3 protein-coding genes are annotated in these 3,585 nt (G+C 41.8%); all 3 read left to right on the top strand.

Translation table 11 applies throughout. The annotated features are described in order from the left end of the window. The coding region (tnpB, locus tag B5D46_RS11785; RefSeq protein WP_143675689.1) for an IS66 family insertion sequence element accessory protein TnpB at positions 1-239 on the top strand (239 nt) is incomplete at its 5' end. Positions 240-350: 111 nt separating this feature from the next. Then, complete coding sequence (locus B5D46_RS11780; protein WP_078929619.1) at positions 351-902, top strand: hypothetical protein; 552 nt, start codon at positions 351-353, stop codon at positions 900-902. Positions 903-907: 5 nt separating this feature from the next. Then, the gene (locus B5D46_RS11775) at positions 908-3,511 is read left to right on the top strand and encodes an IS66 family transposase (RefSeq protein ID WP_078929618.1); all 2,604 of its coding nucleotides are present in this window, start codon (positions 908-910) and stop codon (positions 3,509-3,511) included. The last annotated feature ends 74 nt before the right edge of the window (positions 3,512-3,585 follow it).

Raw genomic sequence — 3,585 nt, 5'->3', positions numbered from 1 at the left:
GCTACTTTGTGTTCGTCAGCCGCAACCTCAAATATCTTATGATCCTCCACCTTGATGATACCGGGATCACTCTAATTAAGCGAGTATTATTCAACCGTCGTTTCAGGATCATGCTCGAAGATCAGGCCAAGCCATTGAATCTTACCAGGGAGCAGATGAAGAGACTGGTGCTGGACGGAACATATCAGGGGGAGTGGCAAAGTGCATATATGCAGCATACCGTAGGAAAGACGCTGTAAATAAAATCTGAAAAAAAGAAAAAAAATTGCTAACCATCTATTAATTAGGGAAAAAATAATTTAAAATATAGGCAATAAGGACAAATACTTTTAATATCAGATAGTTTTGCTATGACAGATAAAATAGATACCACCAAAATAAAGAATTTCCCTAGTAACAATCCTAATGCCCGTCTTACGAAGAAAGGAAAGCATCTTTATGTTACCGAGTCCTATGTAAGGGCTTTTAATGAGAACGGCGCCAAGCTTTGCTCCTACAAAATTATCGGTAAGGTGGTTGATAACAGGTACTATTCAATGGAAGAGTACCTGCAGAAGTTTAAACGTAACGGCGAACCAAGAGTTCCTGAGCCTAAAACACCTAACCGCAGTTATGTCAGAACCAAGCCGTTCTCTGAAGTTAAAAGAAAAGCTCCTAAATATGCAGAAGGGCTACCTGCTCCTGCCATGGTCAAGAACTTTCCCCATGATGTTGAAGGCGCACGAATCGTTAGAGTCCAGAAAATCTATTATGTGGTAACTACCAGATATTTCCGCGAAAATGGCAGTGGACGTCACCAGTACACTTATTTAGGAAGAGTGGTTGATGGGGAATTCTTTACGATGGAGCAATATAGAAAACTGTTTAAGCGTAACGGCGAACGCAGACAGGAAGAAGAATAGAGCTCATGAATACCGCAGATGCTTTAATGCTTGAAGCCACTGTCAGAGGCTGTATTGAAAAGCTGCGTAGTGCAGAGTTTCAGAATGGTCCAGAGTGCATGACTGTGGGGAATATCCCAGACAGCAACTGCAGCATTAGCGACCTGTCATGCTGGCTTGAAGAGCTGGTTAGTGTAGCAATGAAGCAACAGCTAGCTCTTTCAAAGCATGTTAAGCATCGTTTCGGTTCACATACTGAAAAAGCCATTAAAAAAGATACAACAGCCATAGCCGAGAAACTTAAGCTGCAGAATACTATCACCCGCACAGAATATAATTTCCAGCTTGCCCACCTGAATCAGAGTCTGAGCAGACTTTTAGATATGGTAGAAACGCTTTCAAAGAATTCCTGCGAGAATACCCGAATGATAAGCCGTTACCAGCAGGATATCAAAAAAATCGAGGCGCTGATTTGTAAACTGCAAAGTAAAAAAGTGATAGCAGACGATGAAGCTGTGGCAGCTGATGCCTCTACGCACCCTATCATTCCTACGGACTCTATCACCCCTACGAACTCTACCAACTCTACGAATACTACGAACCATACGGACTCTACGAATATTACTGCAGCAGAAGATGAGTCAGGTTCACATCCAGTTAAAAACAGACATTCTGCCAGGTGTAAGGGTAAAAAGAAACTCAACCAGACTTTAAATAATGTCCTGGATAATAAGAAAGAAACGCATTCTGTTCAAAATTGTAATGCTGAAAATGGCGATAATCGTGCTAACATGGACAGCAATGGAGAAGAAAACCTGAAACTAGAACCAGTCTGTGACGGTTTCGCTGTTGATCCCGATTCCGGAGCCTTCATTAAGGTATGGGAGATTTCAAAACGCAGACGAATCACAGAAATTATCCATGAATCAATTAGCACCTTAAAAACTTTTGAAGCATCTGTAATGACTTTTCATGGCCCAAACGGTGAAGCATTTGAGATTCACCCAGCTACCGCTCCTGAACTTATCCTAAGAAATGAACTGGGAAATATTGTCGCAAGACTGGATCAGGATCTTATTCTTTCCCCTGATACCCCATCAAGGGAAAAGGAAAAAGCTAAGCTTTGCGCTAAATATCATTACAGCAAGACCTTACAGAATATTCTAACTGTAGATGATGGCGTTCTGCTCCTGTCTCCTACGGAATTCATGGGCCAGCCAAGAAGAATCTATGGAATGCGTCCAATGTTTGTTGGAAATTCCATATCGGAGCAGCATGCTCTCAAGCTCGTGATTGACTACATGGTTCTAAAATCCTCAAAAAGCGGACTGGCTACACGAAATCAGCTGTTAACAGACGGGGATTACTTTTCAAGACAGTATATAGTTGAATTCATAACCTCCATGAGCAGATGTTTTAGCTCCCTGGCTCAGGCAATACGCTTTGAGCTCTTTAAAAGCTGCAAAGTGTGGCACAACGACGAGAGTACCATGAAGGTTCTGGAGCTATTACAGGAAGAGGATGGCTCCAGAAGATCGAAGAATTACATTTGGTGTTTGGTGACAGGTAGCCACGAGGAAAAGCAAGGTGTAGTTTACCTTGGTTCAAAAACCAGAAGTTCAGAGGAATTCATAAAACAGTTTAAAGATGCCGAGACGCTCGAACCAGATGAATTTGCTATAGAGGCTCTGATAACAGACTGTTACAGCGGTTACCCTCCAGGAATTGCGCTCCTTGAAGATATGCTTGAGGGGCGGCACATTGTCCATGCAGGATGTTTCTTTCACCTGAGAAAATATTTTATTGAAGCTTTGTCTTTACTCAAGCTTGATAAGGTTTTCAGGAAGATATGCACCTGTCCTCCGGATGACTACGATGAATATCTGGATAGAGAATTACAGAATCAGAATATAGCGGTTGGCTCTAATGGCGATCTGGTATTGTTTATGACATACCTGATTGAACTGATCCTGAGACTTGACGGTGACTTTTCCAATGCTGACAGGAAAGAGCTAGAGGCTCGCAGACAGGAATTCTCTGTTGAGCTTTTAGATCAGTTTTATGAAGAATGTGAAAACCTGCTGAGGCTGACACCTACAATGCATCGCTTAATAAATGCAGATGGCAAAATATACGTTGAAGGAGGTTCAGAGTATCCATGGGGAAAAGCTTTAGCCTATGCACTCAACAACCGACAGGAACTATATGCCTTCACTACTAACGGAGATATAGCCTGTACAAATAATATTGCCGAAAGACAAATCCGACCATGCGTGATTCATAGAGGTATGATGCAGTTTCTGCAAAATGCAGATTCATTCCGCGGTTACGTTGATATTATGACTATCACTCAAACCTGCAGACTTAATAACATCAATCCTTACACCTATATTCAGTGGGTGATTGATAACGCAAAATTACGAATAGAACAGTACAGATGCTCAGGCGAGCATGAAGGAACATCTCAGCTGTGTAAAATGCCACGTACCCAGTTTGATGACGAAGGTAAAAGACTCTCCAAGTATGATGAGAGGTATGACTGCGTATTTGATAAGATCAGCTATAAAGGACTAGATCCTTGGTCATACAAGGAAATAATGAAGCAGGAAAAGATGAGACGCAAAAAATAGAATTTACCCAACATAATTGACCGCCAGCTGGCGGTTTTTTACTATATTCGTGGTAGGAAATAGTTTCCGCTTAC

It is taken from the genome of Succinivibrio dextrinosolvens DSM 3072 (assembly GCF_900167015.1).
Classification (GTDB): domain Bacteria; phylum Pseudomonadota; class Gammaproteobacteria; order Enterobacterales; family Succinivibrionaceae; genus Succinivibrio; species Succinivibrio dextrinosolvens.
This window is presented reverse-complemented; position numbering and strand designations above follow the sequence as displayed.

Coding starts and splice junctions, on each gene's coding strand:
- B5D46_RS11775 (WP_078929618.1), top strand. CDS start 908: ATGAATACCGCAGATGCTTTAATGCTTGAAGCCACTGTCAGAGGCTGT.
- B5D46_RS11780 (WP_078929619.1), top strand. CDS start 351: ATGACAGATAAAATAGATACCACCAAAATAAAGAATTTCCCTAGTAAC.